This window comes from Actinomadura macra NBRC 14102, assembly GCF_001552215.1.
GTDB lineage: Bacteria > Actinomycetota > Actinomycetes > Streptosporangiales > Streptosporangiaceae > Spirillospora > Spirillospora macra.
Window position 1 is genome coordinate 56,718 of record NZ_BCQT01000002.1, and the last position, 26,016, is coordinate 82,733.

Genomic DNA, 26,016 nt, shown 5'->3' on the forward strand with positions numbered 1-26,016 from the left:
TCCCGTACGCGCCCCCGGAGGACGGCACGCGAAAGGGCCGGCGGCTCGGAAAGCCACCGGCCCCAGGGTCTGGACGGGCACCGGCCGTCGCCGGCCGGTGCCCGAACGGTCAGCCCTTCTTCGCCGTCGAACCCTCGCCGGCAGGTTCGGCCTCGGCGCCGCCGGTCTCGGCGGCCACCGTCGCCTCCTCCGGTGCCTCGACCGCACCGCCCCCGGCCGTCCCGCCCCCGACGGAACCGGACGACCCGGCCTCGTCGGCGGCCTGCTCGGCGATCGGGTCGGCGCGCCGCTTGGAGACGGTGATCGCGGCCACCACGATGCCGACGGACACGACCGTCACGCCGATGCGCAGCGGGGTGTTGCCCGCGTAGGTGACGACCGCGTCCGCGATGAGCAGTGCGACCAGGTTCATCACCTTGATGAGCGGGTTGATCGCCGGGCCGGCGGTGTCCTTGAAGGGGTCACCGACCGTGTCACCGATCACCGTGGCCTCGTGCGCCTCGCTGCCCTTGCCGCCGAGATGGCCCTCCTCGACGAGCTTCTTGGCGTTGTCCCAGGCACCACCGGAGTTGGAGAGGAACACCGCCATCAGCACGCCGGCCGCGATGGCGCCGCCCAGGAACGCGCCGAGCGGCGCGTACCCGAGCGCGAAGCCGACCGCGATCGGTGTCATGATCGCCAGCAGTCCGGGAGTGGCGAGCTCGCGCTGCGCGTCCCGGGTGCAGATGTCCACGACCCGGTCGTAGTCGGGCTTCTCGGTGAAGTTCATGATCCCGGGCTTGGTGCGGAACTGCTCGCGCACCTCCACCACGACCCGTCCCGCCGCCCGGCCGACCGCCATGATCGCCAGCCCGGAGAACAGGAACACCACGGCCGCGCCGATGATCAGCCCGATCAGCACGTTCGGGTTGTCGATCGACAGGCTGAACACCTTGAAGTCGCCGAGCGCGTCCCTGGCGTCCGCCGAGGCGTCGGCGAGCGCCGACACGACCGTCGTCCGGAACGAGCCGAACAACGCGGTCGCCGCCAGCACCGCCGTCGCGATGGCGATGCCCTTGGTGATCGCCTTGGTGGTGTTGCCGACCGCGTCCAGCCGCTCCAGCACGCCCGCGGCCTCGCCCTGGACGTCGCCGGACATCTCGGCGATGCCCTGCGCGTTGTCGGAGACGGGCCCGAAGGTGTCCATCGAGACGATCACACCGACGGTGGTGAGCAGCCCGGTACCGGCCATCGCCACCGCGAACAGCGCGACGGTGGTGTTGCCGAACCCGAGCAGGAACGCCCCGTACACCGCCGCGCAGATCACCAGCGCGGTGTAGACGGCCGACTCCAGGCCGAGCGAGATGCCGGAGAGGATGACGGTCGCCGGGCCGGTCCGGGCGCTGCCGGTGACCTCCTGGACGGGCTTGCGGTTGGTCTCGGTGAAGTAGCCCGTGAGCAGCTGGATCGCGCTGGCCAGCACGATCCCGATGATCACTGCGCCGAGTGCCACCCAGCGCGGATCGGCGTCCAGCGCCCGGATCTCGGGGTCGGTGACGCCGGACAGGTCCGCGAACGACGACGGCAGGTAGGCGAAGGCGGCGATGGCCACCAGCACCGCGGAGATGATCGCCGAGATGAAGAATCCCCGGTTGATGGCGGACATGCCGGAACGGTCGCCATCGCGGGGTGTGACGGCGAAGATCCCGATCACCGCGGTGACCACGCCGATCATCGGCACGATCAGCGGGAACACCAGGCCCTCGGTACCGAACGCCGCGGTGCCCAGGATGAGCGCCGCGACAAGCATCACCGCGTACGACTCGAACAGGTCCGCGGCCATCCCGGCGCAGTCGCCGACGTTGTCACCGACGTTGTCGGCGATGGTCGCGGCGTTGCGCGGGTCGTCCTCGGGGATGCCCTGCTCGACCTTGCCGACGAGGTCGGCGCCGACGTCGGCGGCCTTGGTGAAGATGCCACCGCCGACACGCATGAACATCGCCAGCAGCGCGGCGCCGAAACCGAAGCCCTCCAGCACCTTCGGCGCGTCCCCCTTGTAGGCGAGGACGACGACCGCCGCACCGAACAACCCGAGCCCGACGGTGAACATCCCGGCGACGCCGCCGGTGCGGAAGGCGATGCGCATCGCCGTCTTCTCGCCGCCCGCCTCGCGGGCGGCGGCGGCGACCCGGACGTTCCCCCGGACCGCCAGCCACATGCCGGTGAACCCGGTGACGGCCGAGAAGATCGCACCGATGACGAAGAAGACCGACCGTCCTATTCGTTCGGACGTCGAGTCGGCCGGCAGTAGCAGCAGAACAAGCGGGATGAGCACCACGAAGACGCCGACCGTGCGGAACTGGCGTTTCAGGTAGGCACTCGCGCCCACCTGGATCGCCCGCGCGATCTCCTGCATCTTCTCGGTGCCCTGACCCGCGGCCAGCACATCGCGTACCAGACCTGCGGCGACGGCCAGTGCCAACAGTGCGATCACGGCGACGACGACGACCAGGGTGAGGTCGCCGCCGCCGAGATCCACTTCTGCGCTGGCCGGGCTTGACAGGGAAAGCCCAGACATCCGTCCTCCTCGACAGGGGCGTTGCGCTCTCGACCGTCAAAAGACGATCTTTACCGCGTACCCCGCGAGTCATGACTTCGAACGCCTCGCACGGCAGCGCGGGTGCCGGGAGTCTACGCAGGCCGCACGCGAATGAGAAGGCCGCGACATCCCTTACAAAGATGTCACGGAAAAGCAATGTGCGTTACGCCGGAAATTGACCTTTAAGTGCTGTGGGTGATTGTTACCGCAGGTCAGCGCAAGTCAGCATCTTCTTACCTAGCGGATAGCTTGACAGATCGACACCGCCGGGTGCCGCACCCGGTCCCTCGGCGTCCGCTATTTAAGCTAGGCATTAACACAGAAAATGTCTAGACCCAAATCAAGTCAGATCGAGATCAACCACAAGAAGATCCCACACCCGCCGACGCCGCCCGCACCCGGGTTCTCCGCCCGTTCGTCCACCACCAGGACACGCCCTCAGCCCACCGCGAGGGTCCCGTCCAGCCGCGCATCCTCGCCCCGGAACCCGATTACCCGCGATGCCTCGATCACCGGGAACACCCGAGAACCGCCGTCTCCGTCCGGCCCCCTCCGAACGACCACCCCAGGCGCCCGGCAACACCCCACCCACGCACACGTCCACGGCGTGGCCGGAAGCGGCGCGCTCCGCGCCGCAGAGTCCGACGGCTCAAGCCGGGCATGACAAAGGCCCCGCCGGTGGGCGGGGCCTTCGGTCGCGTCTGGACGGGGCGCGGGTCAGATCGTCGCCTCGGCTTCGGCCGGCCAGCTCATCCGTATCTGGACCCCCTTGGGCGTGGCTTCGATCTCCACGTCGTCGGCGAGCCCGGCGATGACGGCCAGTCCCAGCTCCGCGGTGGCCTCTCCGAGGCCGTACTCGTACTCCTCCGCGTCCTCGATCGAGGGGATGCCGCCCGCCGCGTCGTCACCGGGAACGGTGTCGTTCACCGTGACCTCGAAGCGGCCGTCGGCGCCGCTCAGCTCGAGCCGTACCGGCTCGTCCGGGCAGTGCCGGCGGTGCGCCTCCACGGCGCGCGAGCACGCCTCCCCCACCGCAAGCCTGACCTCGTCGAGCAGCGTCTCGGCGACGCCACTACGACGGGCCACGGCGGTCACGATCAGTCGGGCGGTCCGGACATGGACGGGCAGCGCACTGAAGGACAGTTCAACGGTCGCCATCTCTGCTTCCGGCCGACTACTTGGCGCCCTTGCGCTTCTCCTCGGCATCGGCGATCGAGTCGTGAATGCCGAAGACCTTGGTCAACCCCGTGATACGGAAGATCTTGAGGATGCGCTCCTGGGTGCACACCAGTTCCAGGGAGCCGTCGTGGGCGCGCACCCGCTTCAGCCCACCGACCAGGACACCGAGCCCGGTCGAGTCGAGGAACTCTACCTTCTCCATGTCCACGAGCAGGTGAAACTTCCCCTTGTTGACCAGGTCGATGAGCTTCTCGCGAAGCTTCGGCGCCGTGTAGACGTCGATCTCGCCCTCCACGTTGATGACGGTGAGGCCATCGTCAGTGGTGTAGTCGTTCACCTTCAGGTCCACAAATCCTCCAGCGCCGTGCAGCACAATCTGATCTCGCTTTTCCACGCCGGAGCGGCGTTCGGTCAGCGAGACTTAGCCGTGATTCAACCACGCTCCGGCGCCGTACACGCACGTTATCGCCCACTCGGGCGAAAGTTCGCGCCATCCCGTCTGACCTGCTGATCTAACGGGTCAGGGCAGGGGGACGGGCGCTCCGGCGTCGGGGCGTTCCCGTTGTTTTGCCCCGGCTGGCAAACTGAAAACCTGATGGCCGCCCAGAGATCCCGCACCCCCCTCGACAGGCTGCTCGCCGACCCCACGCGCCGCGACCGCATCACCCACGTGGAGAACGTTCCCGCACGTGAGGGCCGCCGCGCGGCATGGCCGGAGTGGGCGCCGCCGCTGCTCGTCGAACGGCTCGCCGCGCAGGGCATCGAGGCCCCCTGGAAGCACCAGGCCGACGCGGCCGAACACGCGTGGACCGGACGCTCTGTGATCATCGCCACAGGGACCGCTTCCGGCAAATCCCTTGCCTACCTGCTGCCTTCCGTCGCCGCGATCTACGCAGGGGAGGAGAATCACCACCGCGAGGGGACGATCCTCTACCTGTCGCCCACCAAGGCCCTCGCCGCGGACCAGCTCCGCGCACTCCGCGCGCTCCGTCTCACCCGCATACGTGCCGCGACCTACGACGGTGACACCCCCCGGGACGAGCGGACATGGGTCCGCCAGCACGCCAACTACGTCCTCACCAATCCGGACATGCTGCACCGGTCGATCCTGCCCGCCCACGCGCGCTGGTCCTCTTTCCTGCGCCGCCTGCGGTACGTGATCATCGATGAGGCGCACGGATACCGAGGCGTCTTCGGATCGCACGTCGCCCACGTCCTGCGCCGCCTGCGCCGCCTCTGCGCGCGCTACCACGCCGACCCGGCCTTCATCCTCGCCTCGGCCACCACGTCCGAACCGGCGACCACCGCGTCCCGCCTCACCGGGCTGGACGTGGTCGCCGTCGATGACGACGCCTCCCCTCGCGGCCCGGCCACGTTCGCCCTGTGGGAACCGCCGCTCACCGAGCTGCGCGGCGAGCACGGCGCCCCCGTCCGCCGGACGGCCACCGCCGAGGCGGGCGATCTCCTCGCCGACCTCGTCGTCGAGGGCGTCCAGACCCTCGCCTTCGTCAGGTCCCGCCGCGGCGCCGAGTCGGTGGCGCTCGGCGCCAAGCGCGCGCTGCACGAGGTCTCCCCCGACCTCGCCGACCAGATCGCCGCCTACCGCGCGGGCTACCTCCCCGAAGAGCGCCGCGCCCTCGAAGCCGCCCTGCGCTCCCGCGATCTCGTCGGCCTGGCCAGCACCAACGCACTCGAACTCGGCGTGGACGTCTCCGGTCTCGACGCCGTCCTCGTCTGCGGCTGGCCCGGCACCCGCGCGTCCCTCTGGCAACAGGCAGGCCGCGCCGGACGCTCCGGACAGGCCGCGCTCTCCGTCCTCGTCGCCCGGGACGACCCCCTCGACACCTTCCTCGTCCACCACCCCGAGGCGATCTTCGGGACACCGGTCGAGGCCACCGTCCTGGACCCCGACAACCCGTACGTCCTCGAACCCCACCTGTGCTCCGCCGCGTCCGAGATGCCCCTCACCGAGGACGACCTCCCCCTCTTCGGCCCGGCGACCGCCGATCTCCTGCCCGATCTCGTCCGCCGCGGGTTCCTCCGGCGCCGTCCGGCGGGCTGGTACTGGACGCGCCGCGACAGGGCCGCCGACCTCGCCGACATCCGCGGCGCGGGCGGCGCTCCCATCCAGGTCGTCGAGGCCATGACCGGACGCCTGCTCGGGACCGTGGACGAGGCGTCCGCCCACACCACCGTCCACGAGGGCGCCGTCTACATCCACCAAGGCGACTCGTTCGTCGTCCAGACCCTCGACCTGGACGACTCCGTCGCCCTCGTCGAACCGGCGGAACCCGACTACTCCACCACCGCCCGCGACGTCACCGACATCACCATCGCCGAACGGCTCCGCTCCACCTCCTGGGGCGAGGCCACCCTCCGCTTCGGCACGGTCGAGGTCACCCGCCAGGTGGTCGCCTACCAGATGCGGCGCCTACAGACCGGCGAGATGCTCGGCGAGAAACCCCTGGACCTTCCACCCCGCACCCTCCGCACCCGCGCGGTCTGGTGGACGCTCTCCGAGACCCAGATCGACGCCCTCGGCGACCTCGACCTCGCCGGCGCCGCCCACGCCGCCGAGCACGCCTCGATCGGTCTGCTCCCCCTCTTCGCCACCTGCGACCGTTGGGACATAGGCGGCGTCTCCACCGCCGTCCACCCCGACACCGGTCTGCTCACCGTCTTCGTCTACGACGGCCACGAGGGCGGCGCCGGTTTCGCCGAACGCGGCTACGCGGACGCGTCCGAATGGCTCCGCGCGACCCGAGACGCCATCGCCTCCTGCGAATGCGAGTCGGGCTGCCCGTCCTGCATCCAGTCACCCAAATGCGGCAACGGCAACGACCCGCTGGACAAACACGGCGCCTTGGACTTGTTGGCAGTCCTCCTGGCCGAGGCCCCGAACACCGGAACGTGACGCCCCAGGGTGCCTAGCTCGGGGCGACCCGCTGAGCGGGGACCGACGGCTCATCAAGCCCACGCCGCGCCTGCGCGAGTGCCTGCTGCAGCTTGCGCCTCTCCAACTCCAGCGTCTGCAACGACTCCTGATGCTCGTCCCGCAGGTCCCTCAACTCCCGGCGCATGCTCATCGCCCGCTTGAACCCGAGCGCCGCCACACCGGTCCCGGCCATGAAGACGATGGCCACCACGGCACCGGCCATGAAGATATGCCACTGGTCAGTAACCCCCGGCACACTGTCGCCGAACACCGTCAACTGGGCCCCGCCCGTGTTGTCCAGCACGACAGCCGTCCCCACCACAACAGCGGCGAGCGCGATGACCAACCCCAGGAAGATCATGTGGAGGCTCTCCTCTCCATTTGCCGGGCGATCCGGGGATCCGGGGATCCGACTGGCAAGGCAGCCTAGACCGTGGACATACCAGTCGCCACCCGCCATCCCCGCCCATTCCCCCGAACCCGTCAGCCACTACCCCGCACCCCAACAAGGGACCACAAACAACAATCGCCCCTCTACCTGCACAGCAACAGAGCCCGGGCCAACGGCCCACGGCCAACAGGCCGCCGGGGCCCGCAGACAAGGGCCACAGTCAACCCAACGGCCAACAGGCAACGGCATCCGGGCAACCAGCCGCCGGCCTACGGGCTCATAGGCCACCGGCCGCGGACCCATCACCCCGGGCGGGCAACAGGTAACACGCAACAGGCAACAGCGTGAGCGACCAGACAACACAGACGACGAACAGCAGGACGTATAGCGAGACGGCGACGCACGGAGCACCACGATCGCGTGGAGAAGTACGCAAATCCGCAACGCGTAGAGCGCAGTACACAGCAGGGAGGAGGTGACGACCACGGCCTGCGCCGGTGCGCGGGACGTCGATGGGCCGTGGCCTTCGGGTTCGATCGACAGGCCACCGGGCGGCTTTACTGCTGGCTGGGGCGTCGGCGGGCGCTCACCGACGTGCTGGTGCGCCCGGGCGCTCATTGAGGCCACTGACTTCCCAGCCGATCCGCCAGGGCAAACCGCACCGCGCCCACCGCCCGATCCCGTCAATGAGATGCCGTTTCGTCGACACCGACGGCCGAGCCGATCGTGGGGGCAAAGACAACAGCGGTTCCGGCCACGCCAACCGCTCATCGATCAGGTCAAGCCGCCTCGTCACCGCGAGGGTGCCCATGAGGTCGGCGGTGTTCAGGTTCTTCTTGATCGGCGAGCCCTCAGCCGAAGCCCTCAGATGCTTCACAATCACAACAAGCCCGCCACACCGGACTGCGCAGTAGACCCGGAGTACCTGTTGTCGAGGCGTGACCGAAGAGTCTCGAAGAGTTTCAGAGTGGCTTGAGACGGGCCTTGAGCAGGCAGAACTCGTTGCCCTCGGGGTCGGTAAGGACATGCCACTGCTCCTGCCCCGTCTGACCGATGTCGGCTGGGCGAGCGCCGAGTTGCAAAAGACGTTCGAGCTCGGCGTCCTGGTCGCGGTCAGTGGCGTTGACATCGATGTGCAGCCGGGATTTCCCCTTCTCCGGCTCGTCCCTGCGGCTGAGGATGATCGTCGGCTGCGGGCCACCGAACCCTTCGCGCGGCCCGATCTCCACCGAGCCATCGTCCTCGCGACTGAGCACGACGAAGTCCAGGACCTCGCACCAGAACCGCGTCAGCACCTCAGGATCGCGGCAACCGAGCACGAGCTCACTGATACGACATGCCATTAACGCAACCTCCCTGGGGTTGGGAAGGCCACTCGCAAACCCTCATGGCTCCCAACAGCGAAAACAACCCGGCGACCGTACCAAACGAGGCCAGCACGGGCGAAAGATCTCGGACCCTGACGAGGCGGCCGGGCATGACCGTTGCTCGACCACCCGCTCGCCCTCTCGGGAGGCGTATCGGTTCAATCGGTTGACCAGATCACTTGCGACGACGGCCGCGCCCGGTGTGCCGGCTCCCGCTGCCCGGTTCCTCGGAGGCGGGCGCGGCGATCCGCACGCTGACGCCACCGGAGCCCTTGCCGAGAGTCGCGGGCCGACGGCCGGCCTTCCCGCCGGGCTTGGACGCGGGCGGCTTGGCCTCGACCGGCTTCACCGGCACCGTCTTGGCGAGGGCTTCGGCGCGCGCGATCTTCTGGCGCGCCTTGCTGACCCGCTTGCGGCCGCTTCCACTACGTGCGATGCGGGCCGCCATGCCGAAATTGCTCGTCCCTGCTTGAGCAACGCGCATGTGGCGTGTCCAGGTGCCGAGGTGCGCCGCAACGATCAGCAGGACGAGTGCGATGCCGACGCTCTTGCCCCACTGCAGACGGTCGGTCCCCGCGACGTTCTGGGCCCTCGGTGACCCGGCGATCTGCGGCGTGGGGTAGGTGAAGCCAGGCGTCGCACCATCGGGTTGCACCGAAGGCAACGTGACCGGCGACTCGTTGTTGAACGGTGTCAGCGGAGTACTGCCGCTAGGTGACGCGGCACCACCAGGGAGTGACGGCGCTGACCCGGACGGCAGCGAACCAGTACTTCCACTGCTCACCATTGCACTGGCCGAGGCCGTGCCCGAGTACACAGAGCCGCCGTCCCCGTTGGAGCGCTTCGCTCGGATTCCCACCGAGACGGGACCGTTCGACCGGGTCAACGGCAGGCTGGCGGAGCAGCTCGTCCCCGAGCAGAGGGAGCCGACGGAGCCCGACTTGGAACTGACTCCGGACCCCGACAGCGCGTAGCCGTTCAGGTCTTCCTCAAGACCGAGGTTCCACTTCACGATGAGCTTGCTGCTCGAGACCCGCGCGGACACACCGCTGGGAGCGGCGGGCGGGATACGAACGGTGAAGAGATTGGAGTCGTAGACGTGACCGGTCGGCAAGCCCTTCAGATAGACCCTGTACTTGCCGTTCCTGGGCAGTTGGACGGACGCAGACATATCGCCTGCCCAGCCGCTCTCCTTGAGGACCCTGTCGCCGGTTCCGGGGGCGTCGACGCGCAACTGCATCCTGAGCGCGAAGTCGAAATGGGCTCTGGCCGTCACTGTGGAACCGCTGGTGATGACCGCCCCATTGGCAGGGGCCAGAACGCTGGTCGTGGCAGCCTGCGCGGGAAGCGCGGTGAGAACCGGGAAGCTCATCGCAAGGGGAGTCGCGAGGGCGACTGCACCGATCCTGCGAACGATGATCACGTCCTCAATCCCTTCATCGAACAACGTGCCGACAGTCGCGTTCCCGCTTCGTCCCACCAGTTCCTACCGTGGGCGATTTGAGGAGGAGGGGCCATTGCGGCCACCGTGTCGAGTGTTCACCGTGGGCTTAGGGCAGCGTAACGTACTAGCCGGTAGCAAAAGTCACAACTCGATGACAAAGCGACTCCAGAGCCACGTCCGTGCTGCCCACACCCCTCTCGACCCTATTGACACTCAGTGCAACGAGTGGTGCTGCGCCAGGCTACGCTCTCCTGTCCGACGGGACCAGCCCTAGCCCGGGATACGACACGGACAGCATCGATCCCAAGAGGCACTCTCACTGTCAACGTCACCGAGACGTCAATCACCCGTCCCTCGATCGCGCACCGCATCAGCCGAGCCCCGGACTCGGCCGCGATGCTTCGGGCGCTGGCACACGCGACTCCGGCCCCGTCCGGCACCCGCGCCGCGCCCGCCAGCGCCGCGAGATCAGCGGCAGCGTCCCCCCGGTGCCGCGCCGCCCGTACTCCGCCGATGGCCATCGCGGTCACTCCGCCCAACCAGATGATCGCGGTGAAGGCCAACACCCACAGCGTTCCAGCACCTCGATCCCGCTCTCCGGCCTGCGACCACTTCCGCATCACACCCCCTCAGTGACTCGTACCGATTGCTCCGTACCTCCCTAGCCGCAATACCGGTCGCCCCCGAACGCGCAGCCCCCCTTCACGACAACTCGGTTGCTCCAGCACCGGCTCAGCTCTCATCCGCCAGCCCAGCCACCACGACGAGTTCCTCCCCCATCGCCGTTGCACCGTCGGCCGGGAAGCATCGCGAACACGCGAGGGGCCAGTTCTTGTCCGCGGGAGCAGCATCGACGCCTGCAAGGGCGCGTCTTCGGCGGTTGGTGACCGCCGAAGACGCGACTGTCAGCCCTCGGCCTCTGGGACGCCCGGCTCGGTCGCAGCGACGGCGTGAGCCTGGACGATCAAAGGAGGTAGTCCGGCCGCTGCGGGCGCTTGGACCTCGGCGGAGACATCGACCTGCACCGTCGCCGCATTGCGCCACACCCTTACCGTCGCCCCGGCGGGTACGGCTCTCACGACCAGGTCACGCACAGCGGACAGGGACTCCCCTCGTGCACCCGCTCGCGCACCGCTCCGAGCAGCGTCCGTACAGGTGAGCTGGACGGACGCGACCCTCACCCCCCATAGCGCCAGCGCCATGATCAGGACCAGGCCCGGCAGTGCCATGGCTATCTCAACCGTCGCCATCCCCCGCTCGCGCTCGGCGCGATCACTCAGCTCGCGAGTTGGAGGGCCCTTTTGATCACTCCTGTCAGCATGGTCCTCACCTCCGAACTCGTGACGATCTTGAAGAGCAGACTGGCGAACGCCGCCGCGGCGATGGTGCCGACCGCGTACTCCGCAGTGGACATGCCTTCTTCTCGGTCCGTCCTGCGCCATCGCTGCACCACCGCGTCTATCACCTGCATGACGCCTCCTTCCTTGCCTGTTCACGGACGTCTGGACGCGTCCATACGCAAGCCTGCGGTGCTGCGTCCCCCAACAACAGGCGAACGTCATTCTGTGGATAACCTCCGCAGCGTTAAGGAAGGAGGATCGTCGAGGCGATCCCGGCGATCGCCGGCACCACTCCGAGGAGCACGAAGGCGGGCAGGAAGCACAGGCCCAGCGGAGCGAGCGCACGTATGCCCGCGGCGCGTGCCTGTGCGGCGGCAGCCGTCTGCGCGACTCTTCGTTGGTCTCGGGCGAGGCGCCCAAGGGACGGGGCGAGCGCGGCTCCGCTGGACACTCCGCGGATCGCGGCGCGCGCCAGCGGCGCCAGCACCGGCTCCTTCGCCAGCGCCAACCACGCCTCGGTCGGATCGGCACCGAGCCTGATCTGGACGGCGACGCCACGCAACTCGTCCCCGAGCGGGCCACCGACGGCGTCAGCGACCGCGTCGACCGCGTCATGCCAAGGTGTTCCGCCTCGAAGGCAGGCGGCGAGGAGGTCCACGGCCACGGGCAGGTCGGCGACGAGCCGTGCCTGTTCCCGCTTACGTTCAGCGTTCCCCAGCCGACTGAACGAGTGCCAGACCGCCAGGCCGACGAGGACGCCGACCACGACCCCGAGCGGGCCGCCGAACACCACGATGCACAGCAGACCTGCCGCTCCTGATGCGGCACGCCGCATCAGGCGGTCACGTCGCTCAGCCTCCTTCTGGTGGCACCTGGCAACACCTGTCACCGAGCCGCCCCTACCGGGGCGACCAGAAGCCGCCGCCCTCCCACCGCCTGCCCTCTGACCCACTTGATCAGCAGCGCACCTGTTCTCTGTGGAGCGCCGCTCCTGACCTTGCGCGGTGTGCGGGCAGGCTCGTAACCGTCCTTCATGGGCCCGGCAGCACTCGGCCTGCCCTACGCGCCACCGCCTGGGTGGTCTTCGGGAAGCTGCATGGCTCGACGACGCCCGGGGCAGTTGATCGACCAGCCGCCGCGTGGCGGCACCGACTCCCTTCGGCGCGAGGAAGCCCGCCACGGCGGCACACAGAACAGTCACGAGCACTGTCATCGCATCTCCAAAACTGGTGAGCTGGAACCGGTGAGTGAGAGGCGACCGGCGGACACGTGAGACATGACGGACGAAGTCGTTCGGGGCACGGAGCCTTGTGCCCCTCTCGTCCATCGGTCGACTCCCACACCGCTCACCTCCGGCGGGTTTATCCCTCCCGACCACGTCGGCTTCCGACCGACATGGCATTCCGTCGTAGGGCCGTCCTGGGAACGGCGCCCTACTCAGCTGCTTTGAATTCGTCCCGCCTCGCCGCTCCAGGGACTCGTCCGTCCGGCCTGTCTTGTGGACGCACGACGCGTGCTCGTCCTGGGATACAAGAATCGAATACTTTCTGCATCTCCCCGACTTCAATATGCGACCGTCACGGGCGGTCAGTAATACCTTGCTGAATGCGCTGAGGTAAGTGATTTCGGGAGCCGCGTTTGGTGGACGTGTCCAAGCTGCTCCCGGGTGAGTAGTCGGCGGCTTGCCTCGAAGTTCCGTGGTCAGTCAGGTTCAGACCGTGTTCCAGCGGGCCAGAGGTCTCGCCTGCGGTTTGCTCTCTGACCGGCCCTTGGCGAGGGTGACACCGCTGGCCTGGGATCTCGCCCGCATCATCGTCCAACCGGTCGAGAATGCCCTCGCTCGATGCAATCAGCCCCACACGAAACACACCTGGGCTGTCTCAGTGGCCTCAAGCATCACGCGGGCGCGCTACCACGCTGGGCAGAGCCGGATGCGAGCCGCGCAGGCCAGATCGTGAAGCGATGTCGCGGTCGCACGAGCACGGTCGCGGAATGAGCCACCAGGCGAGCCCCGGACCGGGCTGCAATGAACACAGCCCGCCCGCACAGCACGGCCCAGGGGTGAACCACCTGGCCACGGCCCAGGGGTGAACCGCCTGGCGAGTCTCCGGGCAAGGCTTGCGGTAAACACGGCCCCGTTCTTACTGCCACGGTCGAGAAGCCAACCGCCAGGCGAGGCCCCGGGCTGGGCTGCGATGAACACGGTCCTGGTCACGGGTGCATGGTCGAGGGGTGAGCCGCCGGGCGGGTTTCTCTGGGGCGGGACTTAATCACAACCTAGGAGCGAGTCTGGCCTGCTTTGGCTGCCTTTCTTGGAGGACGTGTGGGAACTTCGGCCGATCTGGCCAGGTGACGTGTCCACCAGAGACCCGTTGCGTTCAGGGCCACGCCGGTGAACAGGCAGGCGAGGCCAGGGAGGGAGCCGCAGAGGAAGGTCACCGGATGCGCGCCCAGAGCTGCGGCCATCCCGACGCCGAGCAAAGGCAGCGCCGCCAGGAGCCGTGCGGTGGCGCGTGGGCCGGCCAGTTGGACGGCCACGTCTTGGCGCTGGGCTTCCTCATCGCGGAGAGCGGCGGCCAGTCCGTCCAGGACTGTGGCCAAGGTGCCGCCGCGTTCGGAGCCGATGCGCCAGCAGGCCGCCAAGAGGCGGAGCCCCTCGGCGCCTGGCCGTGCCGCCAGGACCTCCAGGTGAGCGGGTATGTCCATATCTGGTGGCGGGCGCGGGGCGTTCAGGAGTGTCGTGGACATGTGCGGGTCGAGGACGATGGCAGTGATTCTGAAGGCTTCGTGCGGTGTGCGGCCGGCGGCGAGCTCGGCCGCCATGCCGTCGCAGAGTTCGATCACCGCGGTGCGCCAGCGTTGAGGGCGGCTCCTGCGTTCTCTGAAGTCCTCGATCGTGGTTTTGAGGGTGGTCCTGGCCGGTGGTTTCGTCGGGGCGAACAGGCGGTCAAGGCGCTGGGCGGTAGGGGACGGCGACAGGAGCATCCATACAGAGGCTGAGGAGAAGAGCACCACGAAGCCGGTCGCGTTGATCATGGAGTCCTCCAGTGGCCTGGCAGGCGGGTTGCGAGGGCGTGCTCGCCGGCGGCCGCGATCATCTCGCCGTCCGCGGTGAACGCCACGGCGGGGACCACTCCGACCAGGCCGTCGGCGGCCCGGCGCAGCAGGCATATCTCCGCCACGCGTCGGCGGCCGCCGCCCGGTTCCCGGACGAGGTGGACGACGATGTCGAGGGCGGCGGCGAGTTGGCTGTGCACGGCCTCACGGCTGAGCCCGGCGGCACAGGCCAGCGCCTCCAGACGGGCCGGAACGTCCGCGGCCGTGTTGGCGTGGAGCGTCCCGCATCCTCCTTCGTGGCCGGTGTTCAGCGCCTGCAGGAGCACGCCCACCTCTGACCCGCGTACCTCTCCGACGACCAGACGGTCGGGGCGCATGCGCAACGCTTGGCGGACGAGGTCGTTCAAGGTGACTCCTCCCGCGCCCTCAACATTCGGTGGACGGGCCTCCAGACGGACCACATGGGGATGATCTGGCCTTAGTTCGGCGGAGTCCTCCACCAGGAGGAGCCGTTCGGCGGGGTCGGCCAGGCTGAGCAGGCTGCTGAGCAGGGTGGTCTTGCCAGTGCCTGTCCCGCCCGTGATGAGGAACGCGGCGCGGGTCTTGATGAGAGCCGCCAACAGCGCCGCGCCTTCCGGTGGGACGGTGCCGGTTTGGATCAGTTCGTCGAGGGTGAAGGCGCGTCGCCGGGGGAGGCGTAGCGAGAGGCAGGTGCCGGACGCTGCGACAGGTGGAAGGACGGCGTGCAGCCGGACTCCCCCGGGAAGCCGCGCATCGGCGTAGGGGGAAGCGTCATCGAGGCGACGTCCTGCGGCGGCGGTGAGTCGTTGGGCGAGACGGCGGAGGGTGGCCTCGTCCTGGAAACGCAGGGAAGCGCGGACCAGGCCGCCTCCCGCATCCACCCAGACCTCGTTCGGCCCGTTCACCAGAACGTCCGTGACATCCGGGGAACGTAACAGCGGCTCCAGTGGCCCGGCTCCGACGAACTCGGCACGCATCTCCTCGGCCAGAGTCAGGATCTCGCGGTCCCCGAGCATCCGTTCCTCGGCGCGCAGCGCCGCCGCGACCCGTCCGGCCGTGGGCTCATCTCCCGTGTCCGCAAGACGGTCACGTACGGCATCGGAGAGCCGCGTCATCTCACACCTCCGTGAGCTTGGGACCCGCTGGCACGGGTTCGTGGTTGGGGCGGGGCTTGGTGCCGTGCTGTTCTCGTGCGCATCAGGCGGCCTCTTCCCTGTCGGTGTAGGGATGGAGCGAGAGGTCGGCGAGGATGCGGGCGCTGACGTCGGCGAGGGGACCTCGGCGGCATACGCGGGGGAGGGTGCCCTCGTCCATGGCGGTGGGGAGACGGCGGTCGCGCTCGAAGGTGCCGGCGGGTGGGATGCCCAGAGCCTGGGCGACCATCCCGGGGGTCAGGCCGCCCGGTGCCGGGCCTTGGACGATGACGCGAAGGTCGGCGGTGTCGCGGCGGAGGATGGACGAGACACCGTCGGCGGCGACGGTCGCGCGGACCTCAGCGGGGACGAGCAGGTAGGTGACATCGGCGGCGCGCAGGGCGGCGCGGCCGATGTCACCCGGATAGCGCGGGACGTCGGTGATGACGAGGTCGAAACCGCGGACGGCGGCGTCCAGCAGGGCGACGGTCGCCTCTACTGAAATGGGCACCGGTTCGCCACGGCGCCAGGACAGGACGGACAGGTCGCCGGTGCGGGGAAGGGAGTCGCGGAGGTTGGTGGGGTTGAGACGACCGCGGCGCTCGGCCAGGTCGTGCCAGCGGACGCCCTCGTGACCCTCCAGCCCGAGCAGGAGGTCGATGCCCCCGCCGAGAGGGTCGGCGTCCACGAGGAGGGTGCGCAGGCCGGTGGTCGCGGCGCCCACCCCGAGGGCGGCGGCGAGGGCGCTGGCTCCGGCGCCGCCCCGGGCGCCGACGACGCAGACCGTCGCGCCGAGGTTGCTGTCCGGTTCGCCGGCGGTGGCGAAGGCATTGATCAGCCAGTCCTCGTGATCGGGCAGGATCGCGACGTCTTGGGCGCCGACCTCGACCGCCATGCGGTAGGTCTCCGGGGTGGCGTCCCCGCTCGTGACCAGCACGACGCCTTGGCGACGCTGAAGGGCGGCCGATGCGACATCGTGCGCCGAGTCGGCCCCGACCAGGACGAGGGCGGGCCAGGTCCAGGCCGTTCTGGCCTCGTCGGTTCCGTGAGCGACCTCGGCGTGGGCGTCGACGGCGGCTGCCAGTCGGAGCAGGCCGTCGGCCAATGCTGGATCGTTCGTGACGATCAACGCGGCAAGGTTCATCGGATCCCCTCGTCCTCCGGAGGACTCCACCTTGCGACCCCGCCGCACCCGGGCGAAAGGGGTTCCGTGAACTGTGGATAACTCCGCCGGCATCGCATGATCACCGCAGCTCACGGCCGGGCGGTGGCAATACCACCGCCCGGCCGTCTCACGGCTGGGCGACCCCCGCCGGGGGGGGAGAGCGGGGGTCGCCAGAACGGTCCGGCTCCGGGGGGGTAGAGCCGGCCCGTTTTCCAAGAAAGCCTCGGAGGAGAACGGGCTGGGCGCGCGCAAGTTTGATCTATAGAAGAGGCAAACTCGCCGTCTCCAGTCTAGGCGGATACAACATATGCTGCCCGGTCGTCGGGAGTTCCGTCGAGCAGCAAACTCGCCCTGGCTGTGGCGTTTTTTCTCACCTGGTTGGGACGAACCCGCCTCAACCGGAGGCGCCGCAACGCCCCCGCCCGGCCCCGTCTTGCGCAACGGGACGGAAGTCGGAGCGTACAGCAGAACTAAAGATCTTTCCGGGTCGGAACCAAAAAGAAACGATCACACTGCGTGATCGATATGTCGGATGGCAAGGCGGCAGAGATAGCCCGGAATCGTATATTCCGCGCCGGACAGACGGTATGAGCAGCGACGGGATCGTCTCGCGGCGCGCCTCCATTGCCACGCCCGTTTTGCCAATGGGGGGTTGTCATCTGGGCAAACGAGGCGTAGACAGAAACATACGGACCACGTGTCCGAGCACGGCAGCCGGGCACCCACGCGCGACCAGCCGCGGGAGGCGCGTCGAGACGGGCTTGACCCGCTCCGACGAATACGAGGTGCACGCTTGGTAACCCGGTGTGACGTGGCTGGCGACGGCGTCTCGCAGAGGGACGCCGTTCGCTATGTCAGTCGCGCACGTCCAAACCCATGGCGGCGGCTATCACGACCGCCTGGTACGGGTCGATCACTGCTTGCTTCAGTTCGACGGTGTACGGGTCGATCGCGGAGACGTCGCTTCCACGGAGGTCACAGCGAGTCAGGTCCGCCTTGTGCAGCCATGCGCCCGACAGGTCGACGCCCCGGATCGTCGCTCCGGCACAGCGTGCGCCGGTGAGATCGGCCTCGCGCATGCGGACGTCCTCGAACGACGCGCGGCGCAAGTCGGCACCGGGGAGCCCGACGAACGACCAGTCGCCGCCCTTTACCTTGAGCAAGTCATAGGTGCAGCCGTCGAACATGCTGCCCACGAGCTTGCAGCCGCTGAACGTCGCATCGAAAAAGCCACACCGGACGAAGGTGCAGTTCACGAACGCCGAGTCGGTGTGGGTGGAGGCGTTGAATCGGACACCGCGGAACGTGCAGTCGGTGAACACCGCGCCCACACCACTGGCCTCGGTCATGTCGACGTCCACGAACAGGACGCGTTCGTGCTGCTCCCCCGTCAGATCACGGGAATCCCAGTCGGCGGAAGAGACGGTGGTGTCGGTGGGCGCCGCGGGACGCGCGTGCTTGCGATCGGCCATGGGAACACAATGACGTACCCCACCGACAAGGAACCTCACCCGCGGAGGAACGCCTCGCAGATCGCCTGCGAATCACGGGCTGCAACGGCGGTGGCGGCTGCGCAGTGGGCGATCCAGGCGGCCACGCCCTCGGCCGTGCCGGACGCGTAGGCGCGAATCGCCTCGGCGTACTCCCCGGCGAGTTCGGCATGGCCGACTTCAGGGGCGGTCAGGGACTTGGGGTCGAGCCCACGGGCGACGAGGGTGATGCGCTGTGCGGCGCGGGCGACGATCCCGTCCCCCCAGCCGAACGGACGGAGCGTCAGCAACTCCCCATGCACGACAGCGGCGGTGACAAGTGCCGGTGCCTTGGTGGGCTGGGTCAGCAGCCCGCTAAGCGCGTCCAGGCGCGCCGCCACTTCGGACGGGGACGGCGGCTCGTCCAGCCCGAGGATGTCCTTCACAGGCCGGTCGCCTATGCGCGGACGCCCGAGATCTGTGCTGTCGACGGCATCCGCGGCCGCGAGCACGTGGAGCCGGGCGAGAACCTGCCGGGGCGCCTGTCGCCATGTCTCGGCCAGAGTGCCCAGTTCCGCCGACACCCGCAGGGCACCTTGCACGGCCGGGTCGGACGGATGCTCGGTGGTGCGCAACTCGTCCAGGGTGATCGAGGCGCCTTCGAGGACTGCCGACGCCCTGGCGCCGCGCAGGGCGGACTCGGTGGAGACCTCAGCGCTGCGGCGCCGCAGGACGCGGTGGCCCAGCAGGCGGTCCACGGCGGCACGCGCGTCGGCCACGGCGTCGGCCACGCCGGGTAGGTTCGCCACGTCGGCAAGGGCATCGGTCACGGCCCGACTTTATGCTGTCGCCACCACGAACCGGGCAACGCGGGCCCGTCTTGCATACCGGGACGGGAGCCTGTGCCAGGCATCACATAGCATCGTCAGGAGCCATGAGCGCTGGGTGCGTTCCTGCTCAACACGTGGGAAGCGACCTTGTGCGGGTGCGACCTTTCCTGGTGGAGTGGGCACACCGGGCGACCCCCGTCAGCTAGCAAGGAGTACGCGTGAGCCAGAGCCAAGAGACACTGTCGAACCTCCTTCAGGAGACGCGGCGTTTCGCACCTCCGGCCGAGCTCGCCGAGTCGGCGAACGTCAAGGCCGAGGCGTACGACGAGGCGTCCGAGGATCGCCTGGGCTTCTGGGCCCGGCAAGCGGACCGGCTGGCATGGTCCAAGCCCTGGGACGAGGTCCTGGACTGGAGCAACCCACCGTTCGCCAAGTGGTTCGTGGGCGGCGAGCTGAACGTCGCCTACAACTGTGTGGACCGGCATGTGGAGGCCGGCCGCGGCGCGAAGATCGCTTTCCACTGGGAGGGCGAGCCGGGTGACACCCGGACGCTCACCTACGCCGACCTGCAGCGCGAGGTGAGCAAGGCGGCGAACGCGCTGCTGGAACTCGGCATCCGCAAGGGCGACCGGGTCGCGATCTACCTGCCGATGATCCCCGAGCTGCCGATCTCGATGCTCGCGTGCGCGCGCATCGGCGCCACGCACTCGGTGGTGTTCGGCGGCTTCTCCGCGGAGGCGCTCCGCACCCGCATCGACGACGCGCAGGCCAAGCTCGTCATCACGGCCGACGGTGGGTACAGGCGCGGCAAGCCCTCCGCCCTGAAGCCGACCGTGGACGAGGCCGTCGCGCAGACACCGTCTGTCGGGAACGTCCTCGTCGTGCGCCGTACTGGTGAGGAGGTCGCCGAGAACGAGCGCGACGTGTGGTGGCAGGACGTGGTGGAGCGGCAGAGCGAGGAGCACACTGCCGAGCCCATGGACTCGGAGCACCCTCTGTACATCCTCTACACGTCCGGTACGACGGGTAAGCCGAAGGGGATCCTGCACACCACCGGTGGGTACCTGACCCAGATCGCCTACACGCACCACGCGGTGTTCGATCTGAAGCCTGAGACGGACGTGTACTGGTGCTCGGCCGACATCGGATGGGTGACCGGCCACTCCTACATCGTTTACGGCCCGCTCGCCAATGGCGCCACCAGCGTGCTGTACGAGGGCACGCCGGACACGCCGCACCAGGGCCGCTGGTGGGAGGTCATCCAGAAGTACAAGGTCTCCATCTTCTACACGGCGCCCACGGCGATCCGTACGTTCATGAAGTGGGGCGACGACATCCCTGCCCGGTTCGACCTGTCGTCCCTGCGCGTCCTCGGGAGCGTCGGTGAGCCGATCAACCCCGAAGCGTACGTCTGGTACCGCGAGCACATCGGGGCGGGCAAGACCCCCGTGGTCGACACGTGGTGGCAGACGGAGACCGGCGGCATCATGATCAGCCCGCTTCCGGGGGTGACGGCCGGGAAGCCGGGCGCGGCGATGCGTCCGCTACCGGGAATCGTGGCGGACGTGGTGGACGACCAGGGGAACGCGGTGCCGAACGGCGGCGGCGGGTTCCTCGTGGTCAAGGAGCCGTGGCCGTCGATGCTCCGCACCATCTGGGGCGACGACGAGCGATACGTCAAGACGTACTGGTCGAAGTTCGACGGCCTGTACTTCGCGGGGGACGGCGCGAAGAAGGACGACGACGGCGATCTGTGGCTGCTCGGCCGGGTCGACGACGTGATGCTGGTGTCGGGGCACAACATCTCCACGACGGAGGTGGAGTCGGCTCTGGTCTCGCACCCGAAGGTGGCCGAGTCGGCGGTCGTGGGCGCGACCGACCCGGTGACCGGGCAGGCCATCGTGGCGTTCGTCATTCCGCGCGGCAGCGCGGGCGACGTCGAGGGCGCGGACTTCCTCAAGGAACTGCGCGACCACGTCGCCAAGACGCTCGGCCCGATCGCCAAGCCCCGCCAGATCATGATCGTCCCGGAGCTGCCCAAGACGCGCTCCGGCAAGATCATGCGCCGGCTGCTGCGCGACGTCGCCGAGAACCGCAGCATCGGGGACGTCACCACGCTGGCGGACAGCACGGTGATGGATCTCATCTCCGAGAAGCTGCCCAGCAGCAAGTCCGAGGACTGAACCGCACGGTGTGAGGCGGCGGCCCGCGGCCGGGCCGGGACATCGGTTCCCGTCCCGGCCGCGGGCCGCCGCATGTCCAGCCCCCTGCCGGCCGGCCCCTTCGAAGGGGCTGAGCTGGGGTGCTACCGCCGCGCCGGAATCTTCACAAGATCTTGCAGGTAGGGTGGAAGGCAGGTGCGCCGGGAAGTCTGGTCGGCAGGGGTCTTCCCCGTGGCCGGACGCGGGTTGGTCTCAGCCGTCCGTCCGTCTTCCCGGGGGTTCTCATGCCGCGCCAGCCCGAGCGACGCCGTGATCACCAGCCGGCGCACGGCCGGGCCCGCCCGTCCGCCCCACGCCGCGTCGCCGCGCGCTGGCCTTTCCGGCCCACGGTCCGCTACAGCCGGCAGGTCACGCAGGCACTGCGCACCGAAACGGTCGGCGGCGTGATCATGCTGGTCGCGGCGGTGGTGGCCCTGGTCTGGGCCAACACCCCTTGGGCTGCGTCATACGCCGATCTACAGAAGTACGGTTTCAGCCCGCACTGGCTGCACATCGGCCATATGGACGTGCAGCACTGGGCGTCCAGCGCGCTCCTGGCGGTGTTCTTCTTCATCGCCGGGCTGGAGCTGCGCGAGGAGCTGACACACGGCGAGCTGCGCAATGCGCGCGACGCGGCGCTACCGGTGATCGCGGCGACCGCCGGGGTGGTGGCGCCCGCGCTGATCTTCCTGCTCGTGAGCGCCGGCGAGCCGGGGGCGGCGCGGGGCTGGGCCGTGCCGACCGCCACCGACATCGCGTTCGCGCTGGCGGTGCTGGCCGTGACGTTCACGGCGTGCCCGGCGCCGCTGCGCGCGTTCCTGCTGACCCTCGCCGTGGTGGACGACCTGATCGCCATCGCGATCATCGCGGTCTTCTACACCGACGCACTCGAATGGGGTCCACTCCTGCTGGGTGTGGCGCTGATAGCGGGCTATGGGCTGTTGCAGTCCAGGAACGTCCGCTCGCCATGGGTGTACGTGCCACTGGCCGTCCTCGCCTGGTACTGCGTCCAGCGAAGTGGGATCCACGCAACCGTCGCGGGTGTAGCCATGGGAATGCTGACCAGCCCCCACGAGACACCGGACGAGCGGCCCACGAACGCCGAGCGCGCAGACCACGTCCTCAGACCGTTCTCCGCGGGGTTCTGCGTGCCCGTGTTCGCGTTCCTGTCGGCGGGCGTGGCGTTGAGCGGATCGGCGCTCGGGGCGGTGTTCGGCGATCGGGTGGCCCTCGGCGTGATCGCGGGTCTGGTGATCGGTAAGTTCGTGGGCGTCCTTGGCGGCGCCTGGGCGGCCGTACGGCTCGGCCTGGCGACGCTGGGGGAGGAACTGCACTGGCGTGAGATCGCGGGAGTCGCGATGCTCGCCGGGGTCGGTTTCACCGTTTCCCTGCTGATCGGCGGTTTGGCCTATACCGACCCGTCACAATTCGAGAGAGTGACGACTGCGGTCCTGATCGCGAGCGTTCTGGCCTCGGCGGCAGCGACCGTCGTTTTCCGAAGGAGGGTGCGTCAGCGCGCGCGCCTGGACTGACGTCGTGACACCGGGTGGCCGGACGATCCGCCCAGCTGCCAGGCTTGGGCAAGCCATGGAGGCCGGGGGGCTCTGGAAGGAGAAAGCGATATGTCCGAGGCACTGCCGGGCGAGCGCGTCGAGGAGAAATCCCTCGGCGAGCTGGTCGCACTGGCGTCCAGCAACGTCTCCAACCTGGTCAGGGCGGAGATGGACCTGGCCAAGCTGGAGCTGAAGGCCGACGCCAAGAAGGCCGCGCTCGGCAGCGTGATGTTCAGCATCGCCGCGCTGATCGGCGGGCTGATCGTCATCCTGCTGTCCATGGCCGCCGCATACGGGCTGGTCGCGGTCGGTATCTGGCACTGGGCGGCGTTCCTCATCGTCTCCGGCGTCTACCTGCTGCTCGCCCTCGCGCTGATCGGCATCGGGTACCTGCGCATCCGCAAGATCGACGGTGCGAAGCGGACGCGCAAGACGCTCAAGGACGACCTGACCATGCTGCGGCACCGCGGCGACTCCGACGACACCCCCGCTCTCGAGAGCTGAGCGACGCCATGGCCGCGCACGATCCGTCGCTGGTCGAGGTGGACGGCCCCTGGGCGCACCGGGCGATCAGCGCGGGCGGGACGCGCTTCCACGTCGCCGAGGCCGGCGAGGGACCGCTCGTCCTGCTGCTGCACGGCTTCCCCGAGTTCTGGTGGTCATGGCACCGGCAACTGGTGTCGCTCGCCGCGGCGGGCTACCGCGCGGCCGCGGTGGACCTGCGCGGCTACGGCGGCAGCGACAAGCCACCGCGCGGATACGACCTGGTCACGCTGGCCGGGGACGCCGCCGGACTCGTCCGCGCCCTGGGCGAGGCCAATGCGATCGTGGTCGGGCACGACTGGGGCGGGCTGCTGGCCTGGACGATGGCCGTCTACCACCCCAAGATCGTCCAGCGATTGGCCGTGGTGAGCGCACCGCATCCGCTGCGGCTGCGGCAGGCCGTCCGGGGCGACCTGCGCGGCCAGGGGTGGGCGACACGCCACACGCTCGGCTTCCAGGTGCCCATGTGGCCGGAGCGGCGCCTGGTCCGCGACGACGCGGCCATGGTGGGCCGCTTGCTGCACGAGTGGTCGGGCCCAGGTTGGCCGGACGAGCGCACCGAACGGCTCGTCCGGAGCGCGGTGCAGATTCCCGGGACGGTGCATTGCGCTCTGGAATATCACCGCTGGCTGGTCCGCTCCCAGCCCCGCCCGGACGGCATCCGGTACGCGCACCGCATGCGTACTCCCATCCAAGCGCCGACCCTCCAGTTGCACGGGGCGCTCGACACCTGCACCCTTCCCGGAAGCGCCCAAGGGTCTGGACGGTACGTCGCAGCCCCGTACCGGTGGAAGCTCATCGAAGGAGCAGGGCACTTCCCCCACGAGGAACGCCCCCACGCGTTCGACTCCCAACTCCTCGGCTGGCTCGCCGACCCTGAACCGGAACGATAGACCCGTAAGGGTGAGCCAGCCCGTAGGCCAACGTGGGTCAGCCTCCGCGTACGGTGGTGGGATGCGGGATCGGGACGAGTCCGGGCGGCCACGCAACGCGCGACCACGCGACGCGTACGGTCGTCCGCTGCCCCATGGCGCGGCCGGCATCCCGACGATGCCCGAAGACCTCGATATGGCGCCGGCAGAAGCACTCGTCGAGGCCCAGCGCCTCCTGGACGACGACAGGCCGTTCCACGCCCACGAGGTCCTCGAAGCGGTCTGGAAGGCGGCCCCGGAGGCCGAGCGGGAGTTGTGGCGCGGTCTCGCACAGGTCGCCGTAGGCATCACCCACCTGCGCCGAGGAAACACCAAGGGCGCCACGGCTCTGCTCAACCGTTCGGCGGATCGACTGGAGCCGTACAAGACCGATCCCCCGCACGGCCTTGATGTTCAAGGGATCGTGCAGCAGATCCGCGCTCTTGCCGACAGTGGTCCTAGCACGGGCCCTGTAGACCTTCGCCTCAAGCCCTTCTAGAGGGTCGGCTACAGGGCGGCCTTGAGCTCAGTCTGAGCAGCTCTGAGTCGAGACGGGGTTGGTGAGCGTCGAGCCAGTGCGCGCGTCCGCGGCGACCTCTTCGGCGGTGAGGGCATAACCGGTGGATGGTGTGTCCAGGGCGGCGGCGAAGATGACGCCATAGACGCGCCCGTCCGTGGACAACAGCGGCCCCCCGGAGTTGCCCGGCTCGACCGTCCCGCGGATGGCGTAGATCTCGCGGCTGACCTGACCACTGTGATAGATGTCCGGGCCCTTGGCGGTCTGCCGGGCGCGGATCCGCGCGGCACCCGCCCGGAACGGCTGGTTCTTCGGGAAACCGGCGATGATCGCGTTGTCGCGGACCCGGGCCGAGCCGGCGAACTTCAGCGGCGGCGCCTCCAGCCCCGGCACGTACAGGATCGCGACGTCCCGCTTCGGGTCGTACAGGACGACCCGTCCACGATCGTTGGACCCGTTCAACGACTGCACGACCGACGACCCGCGCGCGCCCGCCACGACATGCGCGTTGGTCATGATGTGCTCGGGCGCGAACACGAAACCGGTGCCCTCGATCCTGCGCTGGCACTGCGGCGCCGTGCTGACGACCTTGACGATGCTGCGCCGGACGTTCCGCAGCGCGCTGGTGTTGAGGATGGAGTCGTCCGGCGGCGGCACCTGCACCACCGACTCGCCGCCGAGGCCGTTGAAGACCTGCGGGAACTCGCTGTTCCGCACGAACCCCTCGAACGAGGAGAACCAGCCCTGCGCCTCCGTGGGCATGACGTCGTTGATGCCATTGATGATCGTGGAGCCCTTGACCTGGGTGCGCAGGGGTTTGAACTCCGACTCGTCCACCAGATGGCCGAAGAACCAGGCGACGATCAGCAGCGACAGCGCGCTGACGAAAGGGCCGCCGACCGTGTCGGCGGTGCGGGCGTTCATCCCGGTCACACGGTTGCGCAGCACGGCGCCCACCGACGACGCCATCAGCTGCCCGAACGTGGCCGCCAGGAACGCGATCACGATGGCGAGCAGCGCCTGCTGCGCCCCACCGTTCACGGCGGTGCCCGCGATCGGCGGCGCGACCAGCACTCCCACGACCCCGCCGCCGACGAACCCGACGAAGCTCAGCAGGCTGACGATGAAGCCTTGCCGGTAGCCCGAGATTCCGAACAGCACGACGAGCACGAGCAGGATCAGGTCGAGTATGTGGTCGTGCAGCACCGCTTCACCGTATAGGGCCGCGGGCCTCGCGCACGTCCCCTCGCTGTACCAGATTGTGACGTCATAGATAGCCGTCAGGTGGGATGCCAGCCGGCCACCGAACGCGCACGAGACGGGCCCGCGCCGGGCTCAGGACGAGCCCAAGCGTCTGACCTGCGGACCGTCCCGCGAAGGCC

Annotated in this window: 22 protein-coding genes; 6 read left to right on the top strand and 16 right to left on the bottom strand. The window is 68.9% G+C overall.

Annotated features, from left to right (window positions below; all coding sequences use genetic code 11):
• Window positions 1–109: 109 nt before the first annotated feature.
• From AMA02S_RS01460 to AMA02S_RS01470, 3 genes are all read right to left on the bottom strand, one after another.
• Window positions 110–2,557 (bottom strand): sodium-translocating pyrophosphatase, encoded by a 2,448-nt coding sequence (locus AMA02S_RS01460; RefSeq protein ID WP_084264418.1) that lies wholly within the window; start codon window positions 2,555–2,557, stop codon window positions 110–112.
• Window positions 2,558–3,295: 738 nt separating this feature from the next.
• A complete protein-coding gene (locus tag AMA02S_RS01465; RefSeq protein WP_067450326.1) occupies window positions 3,296–3,736 on the bottom strand; it encodes an ATP-binding protein in 441 nt (146 codons plus the stop codon).
• A 16-nt stretch (window positions 3,737–3,752) separates the two neighbouring features.
• Window positions 3,753–4,106, bottom strand: coding sequence for an STAS domain-containing protein (locus AMA02S_RS01470; protein WP_026402937.1), 354 nt, complete (start codon window positions 4,104–4,106; stop codon window positions 3,753–3,755).
• A gap of 246 nt (window positions 4,107–4,352) precedes the next feature.
• Between AMA02S_RS01470 and AMA02S_RS01475 the strand changes: the two genes are divergently transcribed.
• A complete protein-coding gene (locus AMA02S_RS01475; RefSeq protein WP_084264419.1) occupies window positions 4,353–6,671 on the top strand; it encodes a DEAD/DEAH box helicase in 2,319 nt (772 codons plus the stop codon).
• Between the two features lie 13 nt (window positions 6,672–6,684).
• Here the strand turns inward: AMA02S_RS01475 and AMA02S_RS01480 are convergent, their stop codons facing one another.
• The 12 genes from AMA02S_RS01480 to AMA02S_RS01530 form a co-directional block, all read right to left on the bottom strand.
• On the bottom strand, window positions 6,685–7,053 hold the full coding sequence (locus AMA02S_RS01480) for a hypothetical protein (protein ID WP_067450330.1): 369 nt from the start codon (window positions 7,051–7,053) through the stop codon (window positions 6,685–6,687).
• Between the two features lie 992 nt (window positions 7,054–8,045).
• Window positions 8,046–8,426: a VOC family protein gene (locus tag AMA02S_RS01485; protein WP_084264420.1), complete on the bottom strand. Its 381-nt coding sequence runs from the start codon at window positions 8,424–8,426 to the stop codon at window positions 8,046–8,048.
• Window positions 8,427–8,625: 199 nt separating this feature from the next.
• Window positions 8,626–9,822 (bottom strand): hypothetical protein, encoded by a 1,197-nt coding sequence (locus tag AMA02S_RS41220; RefSeq protein ID WP_169806757.1) that lies wholly within the window; start codon window positions 9,820–9,822, stop codon window positions 8,626–8,628.
• A gap of 275 nt (window positions 9,823–10,097) precedes the next feature.
• Window positions 10,098–10,514 (bottom strand): Rv3654c family TadE-like protein, encoded by a 417-nt coding sequence (locus tag AMA02S_RS44865; protein ID WP_157430316.1) that lies wholly within the window; start codon window positions 10,512–10,514, stop codon window positions 10,098–10,100.
• A 285-nt stretch (window positions 10,515–10,799) separates the two neighbouring features.
• The gene (locus AMA02S_RS01495) at window positions 10,800–11,144 is read right to left on the bottom strand and encodes a TadE family type IV pilus minor pilin (RefSeq protein ID WP_067450337.1); all 345 of its coding nucleotides are present in this window, start codon (window positions 11,142–11,144) and stop codon (window positions 10,800–10,802) included.
• Between the two features lie 26 nt (window positions 11,145–11,170).
• On the bottom strand, window positions 11,171–11,365 hold the full coding sequence (locus AMA02S_RS01500) for a DUF4244 domain-containing protein (protein ID WP_067450340.1): 195 nt from the start codon (window positions 11,363–11,365) through the stop codon (window positions 11,171–11,173).
• A gap of 113 nt (window positions 11,366–11,478) precedes the next feature.
• Entirely contained in the window at window positions 11,479–12,069 is a 591-nt protein-coding gene (locus AMA02S_RS01505; protein ID WP_067450343.1) for a type II secretion system F family protein, read from the bottom strand.
• Window positions 12,070–13,511: 1,442 nt separating this feature from the next.
• Window positions 13,512–14,270 (bottom strand): type II secretion system F family protein, encoded by a 759-nt coding sequence (locus AMA02S_RS01510; RefSeq protein ID WP_245667303.1) that lies wholly within the window; start codon window positions 14,268–14,270, stop codon window positions 13,512–13,514.
• Window positions 14,267–15,427: a TadA family conjugal transfer-associated ATPase gene (locus AMA02S_RS01515; protein WP_067450346.1), complete on the bottom strand. Its 1,161-nt coding sequence runs from the start codon at window positions 15,425–15,427 to the stop codon at window positions 14,267–14,269. Before AMA02S_RS01515 ends, AMA02S_RS01510 begins: the two co-directional genes overlap by 4 nt.
• 82 nt (window positions 15,428–15,509) lie before the next feature.
• A complete protein-coding gene (ssd, locus tag AMA02S_RS01520) occupies window positions 15,510–16,589 on the bottom strand; it encodes a septum site-determining protein Ssd (protein ID WP_067450349.1) in 1,080 nt (359 codons plus the stop codon).
• Window positions 16,590–17,464: 875 nt separating this feature from the next.
• Entirely contained in the window at window positions 17,465–18,082 is a 618-nt protein-coding gene (locus AMA02S_RS01525) for a pentapeptide repeat-containing protein (RefSeq protein WP_067450351.1), read from the bottom strand.
• Window positions 18,083–18,117: 35 nt separating this feature from the next.
• Window positions 18,118–18,909, bottom strand: a complete 792-nt coding sequence (locus tag AMA02S_RS01530; protein WP_067450354.1) for a Fic family protein — start codon at window positions 18,907–18,909, stop codon at window positions 18,118–18,120.
• 218 nt (window positions 18,910–19,127) lie between these two features.
• On the opposite strand from AMA02S_RS01530, the gene acs reads away from it, so the two are divergent.
• The 5 genes from acs (at window position 19,128) to AMA02S_RS01555 (ending at window position 24,616) form a co-directional block, all read left to right on the top strand.
• Complete coding sequence (acs, locus tag AMA02S_RS01535) at window positions 19,128–21,092, top strand: acetate--CoA ligase (protein WP_067450357.1); 1,965 nt, start codon at window positions 19,128–19,130, stop codon at window positions 21,090–21,092.
• A 263-nt stretch (window positions 21,093–21,355) separates the two neighbouring features.
• Window positions 21,356–22,642, top strand: a complete 1,287-nt coding sequence (gene nhaA, locus AMA02S_RS01540) for a Na+/H+ antiporter NhaA (protein WP_067450360.1) — start codon at window positions 21,356–21,358, stop codon at window positions 22,640–22,642.
• Between the two features lie 90 nt (window positions 22,643–22,732).
• Complete coding sequence (locus AMA02S_RS01545; RefSeq protein WP_084264422.1) at window positions 22,733–23,167, top strand: phage holin family protein; 435 nt, start codon at window positions 22,733–22,735, stop codon at window positions 23,165–23,167.
• A gap of 8 nt (window positions 23,168–23,175) precedes the next feature.
• Complete coding sequence (locus AMA02S_RS01550; RefSeq protein ID WP_067450365.1) at window positions 23,176–24,099, top strand: alpha/beta fold hydrolase; 924 nt, start codon at window positions 23,176–23,178, stop codon at window positions 24,097–24,099.
• Between the two features lie 61 nt (window positions 24,100–24,160).
• Window positions 24,161–24,616 (top strand): DUF309 domain-containing protein, encoded by a 456-nt coding sequence (locus AMA02S_RS01555; RefSeq protein WP_067450369.1) that lies wholly within the window; start codon window positions 24,161–24,163, stop codon window positions 24,614–24,616.
• A 27-nt stretch (window positions 24,617–24,643) separates the two neighbouring features.
• Here the strand turns inward: AMA02S_RS01555 and AMA02S_RS01560 are convergent, their stop codons facing one another.
• Window positions 24,644–25,840 carry a MarP family serine protease gene (locus AMA02S_RS01560; RefSeq protein ID WP_174550922.1) on the bottom strand — a complete coding sequence of 399 codons (1,197 nt, stop codon included), beginning with the start codon at window positions 25,838–25,840 and terminating at the stop codon, window positions 24,644–24,646.
• Window positions 25,841–26,016 lie beyond the last annotated feature (176 nt).

Coding starts and splice junctions, on each gene's coding strand:
- AMA02S_RS01460 (WP_084264418.1), bottom strand. CDS start 2,557: ATGTCTGGGCTTTCCCTGTCAAGCCCGGCCAGCGCAGAAGTGGATCTC.
- AMA02S_RS01465 (WP_067450326.1), bottom strand. CDS start 3,736: ATGGCGACCGTTGAACTGTCCTTCAGTGCGCTGCCCGTCCATGTCCGG.
- AMA02S_RS01475 (WP_084264419.1), top strand. CDS start 4,353: ATGGCCGCCCAGAGATCCCGCACCCCCCTCGACAGGCTGCTCGCCGAC.
- AMA02S_RS01480 (WP_067450330.1), bottom strand. CDS start 7,053: ATGATCTTCCTGGGGTTGGTCATCGCGCTCGCCGCTGTTGTGGTGGGG.
- AMA02S_RS01485 (WP_084264420.1), bottom strand. CDS start 8,426: ATGGCATGTCGTATCAGTGAGCTCGTGCTCGGTTGCCGCGATCCTGAG.
- AMA02S_RS41220 (WP_169806757.1), bottom strand. CDS start 9,822: ATGAGCTTCCCGGTTCTCACCGCGCTTCCCGCGCAGGCTGCCACGACC.
- AMA02S_RS44865 (WP_157430316.1), bottom strand. CDS start 10,514: ATGCGGAAGTGGTCGCAGGCCGGAGAGCGGGATCGAGGTGCTGGAACG.
- AMA02S_RS01495 (WP_067450337.1), bottom strand. CDS start 11,144: ATGGCGACGGTTGAGATAGCCATGGCACTGCCGGGCCTGGTCCTGATC.
- AMA02S_RS01500 (WP_067450340.1), bottom strand. CDS start 11,365: ATGCAGGTGATAGACGCGGTGGTGCAGCGATGGCGCAGGACGGACCGA.
- AMA02S_RS01505 (WP_067450343.1), bottom strand. CDS start 12,069: ATGCGGCGTGCCGCATCAGGAGCGGCAGGTCTGCTGTGCATCGTGGTG.
- AMA02S_RS01510 (WP_245667303.1), bottom strand. CDS start 14,270: ATGATCAACGCGACCGGCTTCGTGGTGCTCTTCTCCTCAGCCTCTGTA.
- AMA02S_RS01515 (WP_067450346.1), bottom strand. CDS start 15,427: ATGACGCGGCTCTCCGATGCCGTACGTGACCGTCTTGCGGACACGGGA.
- ssd (WP_067450349.1), bottom strand. CDS start 16,589: ATGAACCTTGCCGCGTTGATCGTCACGAACGATCCAGCATTGGCCGAC.
- AMA02S_RS01525 (WP_067450351.1), bottom strand. CDS start 18,082: ATGGCCGATCGCAAGCACGCGCGTCCCGCGGCGCCCACCGACACCACC.
- nhaA (WP_067450360.1), top strand. CDS start 21,356: ATGCCGCGCCAGCCCGAGCGACGCCGTGATCACCAGCCGGCGCACGGC.
- AMA02S_RS01545 (WP_084264422.1), top strand. CDS start 22,733: ATGTCCGAGGCACTGCCGGGCGAGCGCGTCGAGGAGAAATCCCTCGGC.
- AMA02S_RS01550 (WP_067450365.1), top strand. CDS start 23,176: ATGGCCGCGCACGATCCGTCGCTGGTCGAGGTGGACGGCCCCTGGGCG.
- AMA02S_RS01555 (WP_067450369.1), top strand. CDS start 24,161: ATGCGGGATCGGGACGAGTCCGGGCGGCCACGCAACGCGCGACCACGC.